Genomic DNA, 15,609 nt, shown 5'->3' with positions numbered 1-15,609 from the left:
CTGCGAATTTTCTTCTCTGGTGCTTCGTAGAGCGCTGCGTTCTGAGGTTGTTCAGTCTCTGGACCGCTTCTCAAAACGTGGCAGCATGGCGCTGAAATCGCGCCCCAAGCCATCTTCGTGTTCGACAAACAATTCATAGAGCTTTGTCGCAACCTGTCCCATGGGCGTATCAGCGTCCGCACTCTCGGCAGCCTGTTGGCTGAGACGTAGGTCTTTCAACATCAGCTCGGCGGCGAAACCAGGGGTATAGTTATTGTCGGATGGGCTTTCGGGTCCAACGCCGGGGGCAGGGCAATAGGCGTTCATTGTCCAGCTGTACCCTGAGGACGTGCTGACGACATCGAACATCTTTTGTCGATCCAATCCCAATTTATCAGCAAGCGCAAATGCCTCGCAGGTTGCGATCATCGTCACGCCGAGGATCATGTTGTTGCAGATTTTGGCGGCCTGACCCGCGCCAGCTTCACCGCAGTGAACCGCTTTTTGCCCCATGATTTCAAATAACGGAGCCGCCTTGGCAAAAGCTGCGTCAGATCCACCGGCCATAAAGGTCAAAGTGCCTGCAGCGGCCCCACCAATCCCGCCGGATACAGGTGCATCGACTGATAGCAGACCAGCCTGAGCAGCTTGCTGCGCCACCGCGCGGGCGCTGTCGACATCGACCGTAGAGCAGTCAATCAGAACCGCGCCGTCTTGCATTTCAGGGACAACTTCATCGGCCACAGCGCGCAGAATTTGCCCGTTGGGAAGCATGGTGATAACCACGTCGGCTTCCGCAGCTGCGGCAGCGCCGGAAGACGCCATGGCTACGCCTTCAACGGCGACATCAACTTGATCAAATCCGATCACGTCATGACCCGCGCGCGCCAGATTGGCAGCCATCGGGCCGCCCATATTGCCAAGCCCTATGAATGCGATTTTCATCCCTTACTCCTCTGAAAAGCTTAGTGCATCCGCACCGAGCGGTTGCAGCATCTTGGACACCGCGACTGCAGGCACATCCAAATCAGCAAACTGCCATTTCGGGTTGCGATCCTTGTCGATGATCTGGGCGCGAATGCCTTCCAGAAAATCGCCATGCTCCATCGCGCGATAAGTAAACCGGTACTCCAGATCCAGCGCTTTTTGCAATGTCAGGCCGGTTCCGCGCAGCCGATGCAACATCTCGACAGCACAAGCCATGGAGATAGGAGAGTTTCGCTGCAGGGTGCCGAGAATTTTCGTCGAAAATTCTGTGTCATCGTTGCGCAAGCTGTTCAGGATATCGCCAAGGCTTTCTCCGCTGAATAGCCTGTCGATCTCGCCCTGCATTTCAGCCAAGGGGCTATCCGGTGCGCGCACTGCATGCTCATCCACCAGTTCCGCCCGTCCGGAGGCTTCCAACTGGTCTATCAGCCCCGCCCAATGCTCTTGTGGAATGAAATGGTCGGCAAACCCGGCATAGATCGCATCTCCGGGCCCCATGCGGTGGCCGGTGGTGCCCAGATACTCGCCCAATCGCCCCGGCGCCAGCGCCAACATCAGCGATCCGCCCACATCAGGAACCAGCCCGATTGAGCATTCCGGCATCGCGATCTTTGAGCTTTCTCCAACCACTCGATGGCTGCCATGGCACCCGATGCCAACCCCGCCACCCATGGTGAAACCTTGCAGGAAGCTGATCACTGGTTTTGAGTACTCAAAAATTAAGGCATTCAGGCGGTATTCGTCGCGCCAAAACGTTTGGCCATAAGCATAGTCCGCCTTGGTGCCGGTCGCATAAAGCTCGGCAATATCTCCGCCAGCGCAAAAGGCTTTGTCGCCTTCGGCATCGAGAATGATCAGATCGACTTGATCATCCTCACGCCAGTTGCGCAGAGCGGTATCGATGGCCATGCACATCTCATAGCTAAGGGCGTTTAGGGCGTGTGGACGTGTCAGCGTTATGCGCCCGGCACGGCCTGCGGTGCGAATGTCAATATCGGACATCAAAGACCTCAGCGATTGGAGAGCATCTGGCGCGCAACGATCACGCGCATGATCTCGTTCGTGCCTTCCAGTATTTGGTGCACGCGCAGATCCCGCACCAGTTTCTCGATGCCATAATCAGCCAGATAGCCGTATCCACCGTGCAATTGCAGACACTGATCCACGACTTTCGATCCGGTTTCGGTTACGAACTTCTTGGCCATCGCGCAGAATTTTGTGGCGTCCGGTGCGCCTTGATCAAGTTTCCACGCTGCCTGACGCAGGAAGGTGCGCGCCGCCTGTAGCTCAATCTCCATATCTGCCAGTCGGAACTGCAGCGCCTGAAACTGATCGATCGATTGTCCAAAGGCCTTGCGCTCGGACATATACTGCAACGTCATGTCCAGACCGTTCTGAGCTGCCCCCAGCGAGCAGGAGGCGATGTTCAGACGGCCACCGTCCAGCCCCATCATCGCGTATTTGAAACCGTCGCCTTCAGCTCCGACCAGATTGCCGGATGGAATTTTGCAATCGTCAAACTGAACTTGCGCGGTTGGCTGGCTTTTCCAACCCATTTTCTGTTCCAGACCACCGAAACTCAGGCCCGGCGTGCCGTCTTCGACATAGACGGTAGAGATCCCCCTAGGGCCGTCTTCACCCGTGCGCACCATGCAGACATAGGCATCCGAATAGCCGCCGCCGGAAATGAACGCTTTTGTGCCGTTGAGCGTGAAGCCTTCATTGGTCCGTTCAGCGCGCGTTTTCAGCGCCGCAGCGTCCGATCCCGATCCGGGTTCAGTCAGGCAGTAGCTGAGGACGGTTTCGAGGCTGAGGATACTTGGCATAATGCGGGACTTCAGATCGTCACTGCCAAAGCTGTCCAGCATTTTGGCGCACATGTTGTGAATCGACAGGAACGCCGCGACCGAGGGACAGGCCATCGATAGCGCTTCGAACACCAGTGTCGCATCCAATCGCGTCAGGCCAGAACCACCAGCCTCTTCCGAGACATAAAGTCCACCAAATCCTAGTTCGCCGATTTTGGGCCAAAGCTCTTTGGGGATGGTTCCGTCTGCTTCCCACTGACGCGCGAAGGGGGCGATGTGGTCTTGGCCAAAGGCGTAGGCCATGTCGAAAATGGCCGTTTGTTCTTCGGTCAGCGCGAAATCCATGACGTGTGCTTCCTGATGGCTATAGAATTGAACGAGCGTTTTATTCTTCAATCCTTACAGAAATTTTTCAATGACGGCAAACCCGGCGATTTAGGGGATTTCTGGACGGTGAGGTATACTGCGGGAATTCTGCTTTCTTGATCATTACGGAGTATTCTTATGTCGTCACACAAGCTTGCTGTTATCGCGATTCACGGCATGGGCAGCCAGTACAATCCTCAGAACCAGCCCCCATCCACGACCCCAACGTTTTCCAAAGGGCTGAAACGACGCGTTTCGAACCGGGTCGGCGCGGATATGGATGATGTGATCTGGCACGAGGTGGTCTGGGCACAGATCCTGCAAGGGCGGCAAAAGGCATATCTGCGCAAGGTCAACCGCAGCCTTGGATACGACAAGCTGCGCGAGTTTGTAGTGTGCAATCTGTCGGATGCGGCTTCCTACCGACCAACTCCGGATGATGGCGATAAGATCTATGAGGCGATCCACAAGAAAATCGAGAATGTGATGGGGGTCGTCAAATACCAGGTCGGACCACAGGGGCCTGTACTGATCCTGGCGCATTCGCTGGGTGGGCACATAATGTCGAACTATATTTATGACATGCAAAGACATCTGCGCCAGGGTGGTTCACCGGTTCACCCGACAGATGTTGAAAACATGAAAACCGTTGCTGGCCTCGTGACGTTTGGGTGCAATATTCCGATTTTTCTGTTCGCATATCCCGAGAATGAGATTTTTCCGATCATGGCCCCGAACCGCGCGCTGCCGCCTGCGTTGCAGTTTTCGACCTGGTGGCGAAACTACTATGACAAGCATGATGTTTTGGGTTTTCCTTTGGGCAAAAGCGCGCCAAGCTATGAACAGCTCGCTCAAAGTGGGGCCTTGAAGGATAAGCCGATCAATGCGGGCAAAATCTTTACGTCGTGGAACCCGCTTTCGCATAACGGATACTGGACGGATCGCGATTTGTATGAACCCGTAGCGGACCGGATTAAAGAGATTTTGGCGGCGGTTTGACTTTATAGGTCGGCGTGAAATTCCTCGATCAGGTGCTTGACCACCGCCATGCCCGGATCATCCCCGCGCGCCAAAGCTTCAGCGTAAACACGGCGTTGGCGGGTGGCGGAGGTGCCATTTTCTGCGATCTGCCGAAGTCGGGCGAGTTCGGTCATGGTGCCCAATGCCTCGGTGTCTTCGGCCAACATGCCCATCAGCTCTCCGATCAGTTCAGCCATCGGCTTGATTGAGCGATCACCGAAATCGATCAGACCTTCGCCCACACCGTAGCGCTGCGCGCGCCAACGGTTTTCGCCGATCAGAAACTTATCATATTGCCGCCAACGAAGATTGCGGTCTTTCAGGCGGCACAGCATCCGGGTCAGCGCCTGCACTAGCGCTGCAAGCGAAAGCGTATGTTCAAGCCTTGGCTGTACGTCCATGATGCGTGTTTCTAGGGTGGGGAACCGGTGAGATGGACGTAGGTCCCACCAGATTTTAGAGGTGTCCTCGATCACGCCGAGTTCGACCAGCACGCCGGTGGTGCGTTCGTATTCGCCCCAACTGCTGAACACCGGGGGCAGACCGGTCCGGGGCAGATTGTCGAACACGGTGAGCCTATAGGAGGAAAGCCCGGTATCTTCGCCGTTCCAATAAGGAGACGAGGTCGACAACGCCAGCAGATGGGGCAGAAAGTAAGAAAGCTGGGGTACCAGGTCGGCGCGCAAGGCTTGATCTTCGACGCCCACATGCACGTGCATTCCGCAGATCAGCATCCGCCGCGCCACGCCGCCCAAAGCATGCTGCAGGGCGTCATAGCGTTCTTTCCGTGTATGGTGTTGATCTTTCCAGTTCGCAAACGGATGGCAAGAGACCGCGATCGGAGCCAGATTATACTCGGACGCACGTTTTGATACACAAGAACGCAGGCGCTTTAGATCTTCGCGCGCCGATCTGATCGTAGCATGTGGGCGGGTCCCGACTTCGATCTGGCACTGCAGAAATTCCGGGCTGACCTGGCCTTCGAAATCTGCCTGACAAGCTTCCATCAATGCTGCGGGCGCCTCGGCGAGCTGCAGACTGTCTTGATCGACCAGCAGGTATTCCTCTTCAATGCCGATCGTAAATTCCTGCTGCATGGCGGTCCTCGTTGGTCAATTCACGTTAGTGAATACGGAAATTATCTTTTTGCCAAGGGTTTGACCTGTCGGTTCTTGCAGAGGTCCTGCGTGCACAGGTAAAGAGCGGGCGCAACGCAATGTGGAGCCGTCCTCGTGAAACCCAGAAAATTTCCGCAGATCAATGCCGCCCTGGATGAGTTGGGCGTCAAGCTGATCGACAAGGTTACGGAACAGGATGAACGGGCGCGGCTGGAAGCGTTCGAACGGGCAGGGGGATTGACCAGGCCCGCTTATGCCCTGTCGCCGGGGATGGACGGATTCGATATCGCGCAACTGATCAAAGAGTATACGCGCCATGCCGATGAGCTTGCTGCGTTGAAGGACCCGGCGCGAAACCAAACCGGTTATCACACCGGCAACGGATATTACGATAGCCCGGATGCGGATGCGCTTTACTTGATTATCCGCCGCTTTCAGCCCAAGCGCGTGATCGAGGTCGGCTGCGGGAACTCTACCCGCGTGACGCGGCAGGCGATCATAGATGGTGGTTTGGATACGACGATCACGGCAATTGATCCGTACCCGCGCGCAGATATCGCCCATGTCGTCGATCAGTTTGAGCAGAAGCGACTGGAAGAAGTAGATCCCGCGCTGTTCGATCAGCTTGAGGCTGGGGATGTTCTGTTCATCGATTCAAGCCATGTGGTTCGGATGAGCAACGATGTCGCACATCTATTCTGTCGGATCATTCCGGCGCTGAAACCCGGCGTTGTCATTCATGTCCACGATGTTTTTCTGCCTTATGAATATCCCAAACGGTTCTTCTATGACTGCCCAGGATGGGGTGAGCAGTACATGTTGCACGCCTTGCTGCAATCCGGTTTCTATTCAATGCTTTGGCCCGGATATTACCTGCAGCAGGATCGCCCCGACGCCGTCGCAGCGCTGCCGTTTCTAGAAGAGGGCCGTGCGCAGAGCATCTGGGTTCAGCTCAAAGAAAATTGAATTCTGTGTGATCCGGTTCGAACCTAGGCCCGTAACTCTTTCCATAACAAGCTGGAGAGGAGTTAACAGCCATGTTCCGCCGCACATTCATGGGCGCTGCCGCCGCATTTGCACTTGCACTGCCCGTCAAGGCACAGGCCGCTGATATCGTAGATACCGCAGTTGCTGCCGGGTCGTTCAACACCTTGGTTGCTGCCGTTCAGGCCGCGGGCCTGGTTGATACGCTGAAAGGCGATGGGCCCTTCACCGTCTTTGCACCCACGGATGAGGCTTTTGCAGCTCTGCCTGAAGGCACTGTTGAAACCCTACTTCTGCCAGAAAACAAGGACCAGTTGGTGTCGATCCTGACCTACCATGTCGTGCCAGCCAAAGTGATGTCCGGCGACATTGCAGGAAAGCGCGCGAAGGTTCTGACCGTGCAAGGCGACCGACTAAGCGTGAACGCAAAAAATGGCGTGAAAGTTAATGGTGCCAAAGTTGTGCAGGCCGACATCGAAGCCAGCAACGGCGTCATTCACGTTGTCGACGAAGTGATCATTCCCGAATAAATCTACCACCTTCACGAAAACAAAAGCCCCGTTCCTGATGGACGGGGCTTTTTTTGTGTTTCGTGTAGAAACTCGCCGTTTAGACCAAACGTACCTGAGTACCGACCTTTACCAGCGGGTACAGCTCTTCAACGTGCTGGTTATAAAGACCGATACAGCCGGACGAGCTCTGACGTCCAATCTTGCGGGTATCATAGGTGCCGTGAACCAGGTAGGCAGGCCAGCCAAGATACATAGCGCGAGTTCCCAATGGGTTTCCAGGTTCACCACCCTCCATGCGAATTGGCAACGAGGGATCGCGCTCGCGCATTGATGGGGTTGGTGTCCAGCTTGGGTTCTCCGCCTTGCGTGTGACTTTAGTATAGCCGCGCTTGGTCAGCTCTTCGCTCATCGGGACAGAACTGGGGTACAGCTTGTAGGTTCCATCCGGCCCCCAGTAATGAACAGCCCGGCTGGTGATATCGGCCAACAATGCGCCGACGCCCAACTCGTCAAAGTGATCCTGCCAATTCTGCTGCGAGAACGATGAAACGTTACGACGTACTGGAAGCTGCGTGCTGATTGCTTCCTCGGTCTGTGGGAAAGCATCAGTGCTTTGAGCACGCACGATGGCAGGGGCCGCAATCAGCGATGCAGCGCCCAAAAGGGCGTGACGACGGGTAAAACGATTTTGGGACAAGGTTGCCTCCAGGGAGTTATGAGCTGCTCGGATAGTTGAATTACCGATAAAATATTAGTGAATGTCTGCTTTTTCCAGAGGGCGACCTCTGAATTTCTTGTGAGGTACGCGATCAGGCAGCAACTGGCGCATGCACGAAAAAACCCGACCCATGTAGGGCCGGGTTTCCTGATTTGTAAGCTGAATGATCAGTCCATCGCTTTGAAGTTGAACTCGCCACCTTCCTTGATGCCCGACGGCCAGCGCGATGTCACTGTTTTGGTGCGGGTGTAGAACTTGAAGCTGTCTGGACCGTGCTGGTTCAGGTCGCCGAACATCGATTTCTTCCAGCCGCCAAAAGTGTGGTAGGCCAGCGGAACCGGGATCGGAACGTTGATGCCGACCATGCCGATGTTCACACGGCTGGCAAAGTCACGCGCCGTATCACCGTCGCGGGTGAAGATCGCAGTGCCGTTGCCGTATTCATGATCCATCGCCAGTTTCAGCGCCTCTTCATAAGAACCCGCGCGGACGGTCGACAGGACCGGTCCAAAGATCTCTTGCTTGTAGATATCCATGTCGGGGGTGACGTTGTCGAACAAGTGCGGGCCGACAAAGAAGCCGTCCTCATAACCCTGCAAGCTGAAATCGCGGTTGTCGATAACCAGCTTCGCACCCTGCTCAACGCCCGAGTTGATCAGGCCAAGGATACGCTCTTTCGCGGCAGCAGTAACAACCGGACCCATGTCCACGTCGTCGCCCGCTGTGTAGGGGCCAACTTTCAGCTTCTCCACGCGAGGGATCAGTTTTTCGATCAGTGCGTCTGCGGTTTCTTCGCCCACAGGCACGGCCACCGAGATTGCCATGCAGCGTTCGCCAGCCGCGCCGAAACCTGCACCGACCAGCGCATCAGCAGCCTGATCCAGATCGGCGTCAGGCATAACGATCATGTGGTTCTTAGCGCCACCGAAACACTGCGCGCGTTTGCCGTTGGCGGTTGCACGAGCATAGATGTACTGCGCGATCGGGGTTGAACCCACGAATGACACGCCCTGAATGATTTCGCTGTCCAGCAGGGTGTCCACGGCCTCTTTGTCACCGTTTACGACTTGGAACACGCCCTTGGGCAGACCAGCTTCGACAAACAGCTCTGCCAGCATCAATGGAACAGAGGGGTCGCGCTCGGACGGCTTTAGAACAACTGCGTTGCCGCAGGCCAGTGCCGGGCCAACGTGCCACAGTGGCATCATTGCGGGGAAGTTGAATGGCATGATCGAAGCGACCACGCCCAGCGGCTGACGCATTGAATACATATCGATGCCCGGGCCCGCGCTGTCGGTGAACTCACCTTTCAGCATCTGGGGCGCGCCGATGCAGTATTCTATCACTTCCAGACCACGCTGCAGATCACCCTTGGCGTCCGGGATGGTTTTACCGTGCTCGCGGCTGAGAGCCTCGGCCAGCTTGTCCATGTTGCGGTTCATCAAACCAACCATCGCCATCATAACGCGCGCGCGCTTCTGCGGGTTGGTTGCGCCCCAAGCGACCTGAGCTGCTGCAGCGTCTTCGATCGCAGCGGTGGTCTCGGCGACACTGGCCATCGGGCATTGGTACTGCACTTCACCCGTTGCTGGGTTGAATACATTGTCAAAGCGGCCAGATGTGCCAGCGACATTTTCGCCGTTGATGAAATGGGTCAGGTTCTGCATTGCAAACTCCTCCGGATTAAGTTGCGCGAAGAATAGACTTGCGAAAATCACCTGAACAGAGGCAATATTTCAAATCAGTTTTGCAAAAATGCAAAGGGTAGAACATGACGCCGAATTGGGATGATTTGCGGGTTTTCCTGGCGGTCGCGCGCGATGAAAGCCTTTCGGGTGCGGGGCGGGTTCTCAAGATCGACCCGGCGACAGTCGGGCGCAGAATCGCGCGGCTCGAAGCGGCATTGGACGCGGTGTTGTTCACGAAATCACAGCAGGGCTATGTGTTGACGACTGCAGGACAACGCCTGATGGAGCATGGGCTGCAGGCGGAAGAAGCTATGCGCGCAGCGACTGGTGTCATGTCAGGCTCTGCCAAATCGCTAAGCGGTCAGATCCGAATTGGTGCCCCGGATGGTAGTGCCAATTACCTGTTGCCACAGGTCTGCGCCAAGATCAGCGATGCCAATCCTGATCTCGACATTCAGATCCTGGCGTTGCCGCGCATCATCAACCTATCCCGGCGAGAGGCCGACATGGCGGTAACAGTCAGTGCGCCCACCGCAGGGAAACTGCTGGTGCAGAAGATATCCGACTATCGGCTGCATATGGTCGCAACGAAGGAATACCTGAGTCGTCACGCCGAAATTCGATCCATCGAGGATCTAAAAGGGCATCGGATGATAGGCTATATTCCGGACATGATTTTCGACCGCGAGCTGGACTATCTCAACGACATTGGTGTTGAACGTGTCGCGCTTGCATCAAACTCTGTTTCCGTTCAGCTGCGACAAGTTTCGCTGGGAACAGGGGTCTGCGTGGCACATGATTTCACATTGCCGTTCCATCGGGGATTGCAGAAAATCCTGACGGATCAGGTCAGTCTGACCCGGGGGTTCTATCTGGTCCGCCATCAGGGCGATCAGCGCAATGAGCGGTTGAACCACTTTGCCGAGGCGTTGACGCGCGGAATACGGGACGAAGTAGCGCGGCTTGAGCGCGAAGCTTCACCTTGACACATTCACACATTCCGGCAACGCTTTGGAAAACAGTACGTAATTCCGGAGGTTTTCGCTTATGCTTGTACAGGCCATTCTCAAATCCAAGGCCAGCGGCGGTGTGGAGACGGTCGAGCCAACGGCATCCGTTTCTCAGGCTGCCGAGATTCTTGCGGAAAAGCGGATTGGTACTGTGGTCATTTCCGAGGATGGGGGGCAGACGGCAGCGGGCATTTTATCCGAACGAGACATTGTTCGTGAGTTGGCTGCCAGCGGCAGCGGATGCTTGGATAAACCCGTTAGCAACTATATGACCAAGCAACTTGTGACCGCCAGCCAGCAGGATACTGTTGAGTCTATCCTGTCCCAGATGACCGAAGGACGATTTCGCCACATGCCTGTATTGGAAGATGGCAAACTGGTCGGCATCGTTACGCTGGGTGATGCGGTCAAGGCGCAACTTGCTGAACTTGCTATGGAAAAAGACGCGCTTGAGGGCATGATCATGGGGCATTGAACGCGGGGGCTGTTTCAGCCTCTTGCACCTGCGGCAAAGTTATGTTTGCTTGCGCAGAAATATTGTTGCGCTGGAGAGCCCAATGCGGGTTGGATTATATCCCGGTACTTTCGACCCTATCACCATGGGTCATATAGACATTATTCGCCGCGCGGCTGCGCTGGTGGATAAGCTCGTCATTGGTGTTGCTATCAACCGGGACAAGGGCCCACTGTTTTCTTTGGAAGAGCGTGTTGCGATGATCGAGGCCGAATGCGCCCATCTGACCGAGCAGACCGGCACTGAGATTGTCGCGCATCCGTTTGAAAACCTGCTGATCGATTGCGCCCGCGATGTAGGCGCTCAGATCATCGTGCGCGGACTGCGTGCGGTTGCGGATTTCGAGTATGAATTCCAGATGGTTGGGATGAATCGCGCGTTGGACGACTCGATTGAGACCGTGTTCTTGATGGCAGAGGCACGGCATCAAGCCATTGCGTCGAAACTGGTCAAAGAAATCGCCAGATTGAACGGGGACGTGTCAAAATTCGTCACGCCCCGCGTCAATTCCGCCTTGAAAGAGCGGTTAGGATAGCGCGCCCATCGCGGCGGCTGTGTCCAGCATCCGGTTCGAGAAGCCCCATTCGTTGTCGTACCATGCAAGCACACGAACCAATGTGCCGTCAGTTACTTTGGTTTCAGCCAGTGAAACCGTCGAGCTATGCGAGTCGTGGTTGAAATCGATCGAGATCAAGGGGCGATTCTCGGCCGCCAGCACACTGGGGATTTTGGCGGCGGCTTCTACAAAGAGGGCATTGACCTCTTCTTCGGTCGTCGGTCGCGAAACCTCAGCAACCAGATCAACGACTGAGACATTGGGCGTGGGGACACGAATGGCTTGCCCGGTCAACTTACCAGCAAGCTGCGGCAATACCAGACCCACTGCAGACGCCGCGCCGGTTGTCGTGGGAATCATCGACAGTGCTGCTGCGCGCGACAAGTAGGGGTCTTTGCCCGCAGTGTCGTGAACCGGTTGGCTCGCCGTATAGGCATGAACGGTTGTCATGTTGCCGTGTTTGATGCCAAGCCCTGCGTCCAATGCTGCGGCCACGGGCGATAGGCAGTTGGTGGTGCACGAGGCATTGGAAACAACGATATCGTCGGCGGTTAGCTCATGATCGTTCACGCCGAACACGACTGTCTTCACGCCGCCGTCGCCACGGGCAGGGGCCGAGATCAATACTTTCTTTGATCCGTTTTTCAGGTGCCGCTCAGCTGCTTCACGGGTCCGGAAAACACCGGTGCATTCCAGAACCACATCCACATCAGACCAGTCCAGTGCTTCGGGATCACGCTCGCTGGTCAGCCGGATGGGCCCAGCACCCACATCCAGACCTGCATCAGTCAGAGTTACGGGTTTGGAATAGCGTCCATGCACACTGTCGAACTCGAACAGATGTGCGTTCATTTCGGGCTTTGCCAGATCGTTGATTGCGATGATTTCAACATCAGTACGTCCGGATTCCATGACGGCCCGAAGAACGCCGCGCCCTATCCGTCCAAATCCATTGATTGCCAGCTTGAGTGTCATAATGCGCTCCGTCAGAACATGGTCCATAGATGGTTAGCGCTAACAAAGCCAGATTGGCGCGAAAGTCAAGAAAAACCTCTGTCAGCGCCAGAAGGCGAGCCAATCCAGGAAATCGTAGAGCTTCTTGCCCAGGAACAGCAGGTGTTCGGTGCCGAATAGTGCCACGTCCAGCATCAGACCGCCCAGAATTAGGATTCCAAGCCAGATGGCGATTTGATTTGTCATTTCTGCACCCTGAACGTAAATGCCCGCTCAGATAACCTGAGCGGGCATAAAGGTACAAGCGATGTGCGAAGGGTCAGTTAAGGCGGCCCATCGCGACGGCGACATCCGCCATACGCACCGAGAATCCCCATTCGTTGTCATACCATGCCAATACGCGCACCATTCGGTTGTCGACAACTCGGGTCTGATCCGGCGCAAAGATCGAGCTTTCTTCGGTGTGGTTGAAATCGGTCGAAACCAGCGGCGCAGGCTCATACCCTAGAACGCGCTGCATCGGGCCTTTCGCTGCCTCTTCGACGATGGCGTTGACCTCTTCGACAGTGACGTCGCGCGAGGCGCGGAATGATAGATCAACGGCCGAGACGTTTGGAGTGGGCACGCGGATGGCCGAGCCGTCCAGGCGCCCTTTGAGGTTCGGCAGAACCTCTCCCAGTGCTGCAGCGGCGCCAGTGGACGTCGGGATCATCGACATGGCGGCAGCGCGGGCGCGATAAAGATCGCTGTGGCGACGGTCCAGCGTCGGTTGGTCGCCGGTATAGGCGTGAATCGTGGTCATGATGCCATGCTCGATGCCGATACCTTCGTCCAGAACTTTGGCAAGCGGAGCAAGGCAGTTGGTGGTGCAAGAACCGTTCGACACCATGTTGTCGTTTGCAGTCAGGCTGTTGTGGTTCACACCAAATACGATGGTCTTGTCGACATTCTTGCCAGGGGCCGATAGCAGAACCTTGCCTGCGCCGCGCTCAAGATGGGTTTTAGCCTTCAGGCCGTCGTTGAATTTACCGGTGCATTCCAGAACGACATCGCAGCCTTCCCAGTCCAGCTCGTTCATATCGTAGGTCGAGAACATCTCCATCGGGCCGCGACCCAGATCCATGGTGTTGCCTTCGACCGAGACGTCGCGTGGGAAACGTCCATGAATGCTGTCGTATTTCAACAGATGCGCCGAGGTTTCCAGCGGGCCGGTGGCGTTGACCTTGATCACTTCGATGTCGTTGCGCGCCGATGCGGCGATGTGCGACAGAGTACAGCGGCCGATGCGGCCAAAACCATTGATACCGACCTTGATGGTCATCCGACGTCTCCAAAAATGCGCTTGCGTTGCAGGCCATATAGCCGCGAATATTGAATCTCAAAAGGGCAAAAATGGCATATTTTTAAGGTGTTAGCGCAAACCTGCGCCGATTGCGCTAACGCTTGCGCTAGCCGTTGGATCAGGTAGGGTCCGATCGAACAGATGAATGGAAAGGAAGCGCGATGAGTGGTCTGTTGGCCCTGTTGGACGACGTGGCGGGCATTGCAAAGGTCGCGGCGGCTTCGGTGGACGATGTGGTGGCCGCTGCCGGCAAGGCTGGGGCCAAGACTGCGGGTGTGATCATTGACGATGCGGCCGTGACGCCCAAATACGTTCAGGGTTTTGCCCCAGCGCGGGAACTGCCGATCATCTGGCGCATCGCGCGCGGATCGATTTTCAACAAGATCATTCTGTTGTTGCCAGTGGCATTGCTACTAGCCAATTTTGCGCCTTGGTTGATCACACCGCTGCTTATGCTCGGTGGTTCATATCTGTGTTTCGAGGGGGCCGAGAAGATTTTTCACGTCCTGGTTCCACATGGGAGCCATGCGATAGACGAAGATATGAAAAATCCTGTTCCTGGCCATCTGGAAGAAAAGAAGGTGAAGGGTGCGATCAAGACTGACTTTATTCTGTCTGCTGAAATCATGACCATCGCTTTGGCGGCCATTGAAGCGCCGAATGTGTGGATGCAAGCCGCGACGCTGGCCGTGGTGGGCGTTGGGGTCACCGTCGCCGTTTATGGCTCGGTCGCTCTGATCGTGAAAATGGATGATGTCGGCCTGTATTTGGCGCAAAACGCGCCGACGCCGATAGGGCGCGGAACGGGAAGGGGCCTCGTCAAAGCGATGCCCGTTGTTATGAAAGTTCTGTCTATCGTTGGTACTGCTGCGATGCTGTGGGTCGGCGGGTCGATCATGATCCACGGTATGGAGGTCCTGGGCTTTGGCTGGCTGGGCCATCACATTTACGACTGGGCAAATGCTGCGAGTCATGCTGTGTCTGAACAATGGGCAGGCGCGGTAAAGTGGATCGCGAAGGCGACGATGGATGGTGTATTCGGTCTGGCCTATGGGCTGGCGCTGATACCGGTGGCAACCAAGCTGCTGTCCCCCGCGATCAGCGCGATTTCGGGATCTGCGAATAAACACTGAAATCAGGATCATGTGACGTGAGGTTTCATCTGGCACAAGGGTAAGAGCGGGGTAAGTTCCAATCGAAGCATATCCGGTGTGAGATCGATGACTAAACTCAGCCTTTCCCAAGTCCTTGCCAGTTCAGATCGGTTGAACGGGATGCTGCAGTTTCCGGTGCCGCCAAACTGGATGCAAGGCCGCACAACATATGGCGGCTTCTCGTCTGCCTTGCTGCTGGCTGCTGCGAGAAATGCGGTCGATGTTCTGCCGCCATTACGCTCGGCCCTGATCAATTTTACCGCGCCCATCGGTTCACCTCCGCTGATCGAAACCGAGGTGCTTCGCAATGGGCGGAATGTCACAACGATCAATACACGAGCAAGTATTGAGGGGAATACAGCCGCACTTGGGACATTTACGTTTGGCAAGGCACAGGACAGCCATGTGGCGTTCGAACATCCGGCTAAGGCAGAGATACAGCCAGAGATCACAGAACACTATTTCCCGCCAGATTTGCCAAAACTTCCCATCGCATTTCTTGAGAACTTCGACGTTCGGTTGATCGACGGGGCGCGGCCATTTGCTGGTGCAGAGCGTGGCTATGTGAAGGTTTGGGCGCGCCATAATGATGCCGATATGCGCGATAGGATCGAAGGGTTGATCGCAATTGCGGACCTGTTGCCACCGGCCATATTCCCGACATTGAAGAAGCCGGGAAACAACTCATCAATGAACTGGATTTTCAACGTGCTATCCGAAGATATTCATACTCGCGATGGATGGTGGTTGATGGAACATCAATTGACAGCTGGACATGACGGCTACAGCTCTCAGGTCATGCGGATGTGGAACACCGATGGTGATCTAATTGTCGATGGTATGCAGTCAGTAATAATTTTCGTCTAACAAAAAAGGCCCCGGTTTTAACCGAGGCCTTC

The 15,609-nt window shown here is 55.7% G+C and carries 17 protein-coding genes; 8 read left to right on the top strand and 9 right to left on the bottom strand.

Translation table 11 applies throughout. The features are described from left to right. Positions 1-51: 51 nt before the first annotated feature. From mmsB to I5192_RS07580, 3 genes are read right to left on the bottom strand one after another with little or no spacing between them, the layout of a single operon-like run. Positions 52-924, bottom strand: coding sequence for a 3-hydroxyisobutyrate dehydrogenase (gene mmsB / locus I5192_RS07590; RefSeq protein ID WP_223118102.1), 873 nt, complete (start codon positions 922-924; stop codon positions 52-54). A gap of 3 nt (positions 925-927) precedes the next feature. Further along, entirely contained in the window at positions 928-1,968 is a 1,041-nt protein-coding gene (locus I5192_RS07585) for an enoyl-CoA hydratase/isomerase family protein (protein WP_170405512.1), read from the bottom strand. An 8-nt stretch (positions 1,969-1,976) separates the two neighbouring features. Continuing rightward, entirely contained in the window at positions 1,977-3,119 is a 1,143-nt protein-coding gene (locus I5192_RS07580) for an acyl-CoA dehydrogenase family protein (RefSeq protein ID WP_170405515.1), read from the bottom strand. 159 nt (positions 3,120-3,278) lie between these two features. Here I5192_RS07580 and I5192_RS07575 point away from each other — a divergent pair, with 159 nt between their 5' ends. Beyond that, the gene (locus I5192_RS07575; RefSeq protein ID WP_170393198.1) at positions 3,279-4,139 is read left to right on the top strand and encodes a hypothetical protein; all 861 of its coding nucleotides are present in this window, start codon (positions 3,279-3,281) and stop codon (positions 4,137-4,139) included. Positions 4,140-4,141: 2 nt separating this feature from the next. Here the strand turns inward: I5192_RS07575 and I5192_RS07570 are convergent, their stop codons facing one another. After that, complete coding sequence (locus I5192_RS07570) at positions 4,142-5,257, bottom strand: carboxylate-amine ligase (RefSeq protein WP_170393197.1); 1,116 nt, start codon at positions 5,255-5,257, stop codon at positions 4,142-4,144. Positions 5,258-5,392: 135 nt separating this feature from the next. Between I5192_RS07570 and I5192_RS07565 the strand changes: the two genes are divergently transcribed. Together I5192_RS07565 and I5192_RS07560 are read left to right on the top strand one after the other, a co-directional pair. Beyond that, the gene (locus I5192_RS07565) at positions 5,393-6,244 is read left to right on the top strand and encodes a class I SAM-dependent methyltransferase (RefSeq protein ID WP_223118101.1); all 852 of its coding nucleotides are present in this window, start codon (positions 5,393-5,395) and stop codon (positions 6,242-6,244) included. A gap of 71 nt (positions 6,245-6,315) precedes the next feature. Beyond that, positions 6,316-6,792 (top strand): fasciclin domain-containing protein, encoded by a 477-nt coding sequence (locus tag I5192_RS07560; protein WP_170393195.1) that lies wholly within the window; start codon positions 6,316-6,318, stop codon positions 6,790-6,792. A 79-nt stretch (positions 6,793-6,871) separates the two neighbouring features. Here I5192_RS07560 and I5192_RS07555 read toward each other — a convergent pair whose 3' ends face one another. Next, positions 6,872-7,471 (bottom strand): L,D-transpeptidase, encoded by a 600-nt coding sequence (locus I5192_RS07555; protein ID WP_170393194.1) that lies wholly within the window; start codon positions 7,469-7,471, stop codon positions 6,872-6,874. A 188-nt stretch (positions 7,472-7,659) separates the two neighbouring features. Then, positions 7,660-9,159 (bottom strand): CoA-acylating methylmalonate-semialdehyde dehydrogenase, encoded by a 1,500-nt coding sequence (locus I5192_RS07550; protein WP_223118100.1) that lies wholly within the window; start codon positions 9,157-9,159, stop codon positions 7,660-7,662. A gap of 104 nt (positions 9,160-9,263) precedes the next feature. On the opposite strand from I5192_RS07550, the gene I5192_RS07545 reads away from it, so the two are divergent. The 3 genes from I5192_RS07545 (at position 9,264) to coaD (ending at position 11,239) form a co-directional block, all read left to right on the top strand. Beyond that, positions 9,264-10,166, top strand: coding sequence for a LysR family transcriptional regulator (locus tag I5192_RS07545; protein ID WP_170393192.1), 903 nt, complete (start codon positions 9,264-9,266; stop codon positions 10,164-10,166). Positions 10,167-10,227: 61 nt separating this feature from the next. Next, positions 10,228-10,665 (top strand): CBS domain-containing protein, encoded by a 438-nt coding sequence (locus I5192_RS07540; protein WP_170405529.1) that lies wholly within the window; start codon positions 10,228-10,230, stop codon positions 10,663-10,665. A gap of 82 nt (positions 10,666-10,747) precedes the next feature. After that, positions 10,748-11,239, top strand: a complete 492-nt coding sequence (gene coaD, locus I5192_RS07535; RefSeq protein WP_170393190.1) for a pantetheine-phosphate adenylyltransferase — start codon at positions 10,748-10,750, stop codon at positions 11,237-11,239. Here the strand turns inward: coaD and gap (I5192_RS07530) are convergent. The 3 genes from gap (I5192_RS07530) to gap (I5192_RS07520) form a co-directional block, all read right to left on the bottom strand. Beyond that, positions 11,231-12,235 carry a type I glyceraldehyde-3-phosphate dehydrogenase gene (gene gap / locus I5192_RS07530; protein ID WP_223118099.1) on the bottom strand — a complete coding sequence of 335 codons (1,005 nt, stop codon included), beginning with the start codon at positions 12,233-12,235 and terminating at the stop codon, positions 11,231-11,233. The two genes, coaD and gap (I5192_RS07530), sit on opposite strands and share 9 nt — an antisense overlap. 81 nt (positions 12,236-12,316) lie before the next feature. Then, positions 12,317-12,460, bottom strand: a complete 144-nt coding sequence (locus tag I5192_RS07525) for a hypothetical protein (RefSeq protein ID WP_010439846.1) — start codon at positions 12,458-12,460, stop codon at positions 12,317-12,319. 73 nt (positions 12,461-12,533) lie between these two features. Further along, the gene (gap, locus tag I5192_RS07520) at positions 12,534-13,535 is read right to left on the bottom strand and encodes a type I glyceraldehyde-3-phosphate dehydrogenase (protein ID WP_170393188.1); all 1,002 of its coding nucleotides are present in this window, start codon (positions 13,533-13,535) and stop codon (positions 12,534-12,536) included. Positions 13,536-13,717: 182 nt separating this feature from the next. Between gap (I5192_RS07520) and I5192_RS07515 the strand changes: the two genes are divergently transcribed. Beyond that, positions 13,718-14,689 (top strand): DUF808 domain-containing protein, encoded by a 972-nt coding sequence (locus I5192_RS07515; RefSeq protein WP_223118098.1) that lies wholly within the window; start codon positions 13,718-13,720, stop codon positions 14,687-14,689. Between the two features lie 87 nt (positions 14,690-14,776). Beyond that, positions 14,777-15,577, top strand: coding sequence for a thioesterase family protein (locus I5192_RS07510; protein ID WP_223118097.1), 801 nt, complete (start codon positions 14,777-14,779; stop codon positions 15,575-15,577). The last annotated feature ends 32 nt before the right edge of the window (positions 15,578-15,609 follow it).

The sequence above is a fragment of the Ruegeria sp. SCSIO 43209 genome, assembly GCF_019904295.1.
Lineage (GTDB): Bacteria > Pseudomonadota > Alphaproteobacteria > Rhodobacterales > Rhodobacteraceae > Ruegeria.
This window is presented reverse-complemented; position numbering and strand designations above follow the sequence as displayed.

What these genes read in the sequence shown, in the direction of transcription:
- mmsB (WP_223118102.1), bottom strand. Translation starts at nt 924, where the DNA reads ATGAAAATCGCATTCATAGGGCTTGGCAATATGGGCGGCCCGATGGCT.
- I5192_RS07585 (WP_170405512.1), bottom strand. Translation starts at nt 1,968, where the DNA reads ATGTCCGATATTGACATTCGCACCGCAGGCCGTGCCGGGCGCATAACG.
- I5192_RS07580 (WP_170405515.1), bottom strand. Translation starts at nt 3,119, where the DNA reads ATGGATTTCGCGCTGACCGAAGAACAAACGGCCATTTTCGACATGGCC.
- I5192_RS07575 (WP_170393198.1), top strand. Translation starts at nt 3,279, where the DNA reads ATGTCGTCACACAAGCTTGCTGTTATCGCGATTCACGGCATGGGCAGC.
- I5192_RS07570 (WP_170393197.1), bottom strand. Translation starts at nt 5,257, where the DNA reads ATGCAGCAGGAATTTACGATCGGCATTGAAGAGGAATACCTGCTGGTC.
- I5192_RS07560 (WP_170393195.1), top strand. Translation starts at nt 6,316, where the DNA reads ATGTTCCGCCGCACATTCATGGGCGCTGCCGCCGCATTTGCACTTGCA.
- I5192_RS07550 (WP_223118100.1), bottom strand. Translation starts at nt 9,159, where the DNA reads ATGCAGAACCTGACCCATTTCATCAACGGCGAAAATGTCGCTGGCACA.
- I5192_RS07545 (WP_170393192.1), top strand. Translation starts at nt 9,264, where the DNA reads ATGACGCCGAATTGGGATGATTTGCGGGTTTTCCTGGCGGTCGCGCGC.
- I5192_RS07540 (WP_170405529.1), top strand. Translation starts at nt 10,228, where the DNA reads ATGCTTGTACAGGCCATTCTCAAATCCAAGGCCAGCGGCGGTGTGGAG.
- coaD (WP_170393190.1), top strand. Translation starts at nt 10,748, where the DNA reads ATGCGGGTTGGATTATATCCCGGTACTTTCGACCCTATCACCATGGGT.
- gap (WP_223118099.1), bottom strand. Translation starts at nt 12,235, where the DNA reads ATGACACTCAAGCTGGCAATCAATGGATTTGGACGGATAGGGCGCGGC.
- I5192_RS07525 (WP_010439846.1), bottom strand. Translation starts at nt 12,460, where the DNA reads ATGACAAATCAAATCGCCATCTGGCTTGGAATCCTAATTCTGGGCGGT.
- gap (WP_170393188.1), bottom strand. Translation starts at nt 13,535, where the DNA reads ATGACCATCAAGGTCGGTATCAATGGTTTTGGCCGCATCGGCCGCTGT.
- I5192_RS07515 (WP_223118098.1), top strand. Translation starts at nt 13,718, where the DNA reads ATGAGTGGTCTGTTGGCCCTGTTGGACGACGTGGCGGGCATTGCAAAG.
- I5192_RS07510 (WP_223118097.1), top strand. Translation starts at nt 14,777, where the DNA reads ATGACTAAACTCAGCCTTTCCCAAGTCCTTGCCAGTTCAGATCGGTTG.